This is a genomic window from Thiocystis violacea (assembly GCF_016583575.1).
Classification (GTDB): Bacteria; Pseudomonadota; Gammaproteobacteria; order Chromatiales; family Chromatiaceae; genus Thiocystis; species Thiocystis violacea.
The window spans coordinates 1-482 of sequence record NZ_NRRG01000192.1 but is presented as its reverse complement, the minus strand read 5'-3'; the positions used below and the strand labels follow the sequence as shown (position 1 = coordinate 482).

The 482-nt window shown below is 71.6% G+C and carries 1 protein-coding gene; it reads left to right on the top strand.

The features are described from left to right. Nucleotides 1-43: 43 nt before the first annotated feature. On the top strand, nt 44-482 hold a 439-nt coding region (locus CKO27_RS24150; RefSeq protein WP_200377436.1), incomplete at its 3' end, for a dihydropteroate synthase.

Here is a 482-nt window from a genome sequence, read left to right as displayed (position 1 = left end):
GGCTTAGGCCCCGCGTTTTGTTTTCCGCCCCTCGATCACGACGATGGCCCACACCCCCACCTGGCAGACTGCACGTTTTCGCATCGAGCTGTCGCGCCCGCGCGTGATGGCCATCGTCAACGTCACGCCCGACTCGTTCTCGGACGGCGGGCGCTACGTCGACCTGGACGCCGCGCGTGCGCGCTGCGAGCAGTTGCTACGGGAGGGCGCGGACATCCTGGACATCGGCGGCGAGTCCACGCGCCCGGGCTCGCGTGCGCCCGAGCTCGACGAGGAACTCGAGCGCGTGCTGCCGCTGGTGCGGCACGCGGTGACGCTGGGCGTGCCGGTGTCGGTGGACACCAGCCGGCCCGAGCTGATGCGTGCTGCACTCGAGGCTGGCGCCGACATCGTCAACGACGTGCGCGCGCTGCGCCGGCCGGGTGCGCTCGAGGCTGTTGCGGAGCACCCGAGCGCCGGCGTCTGCCTGATGCACATGCGCG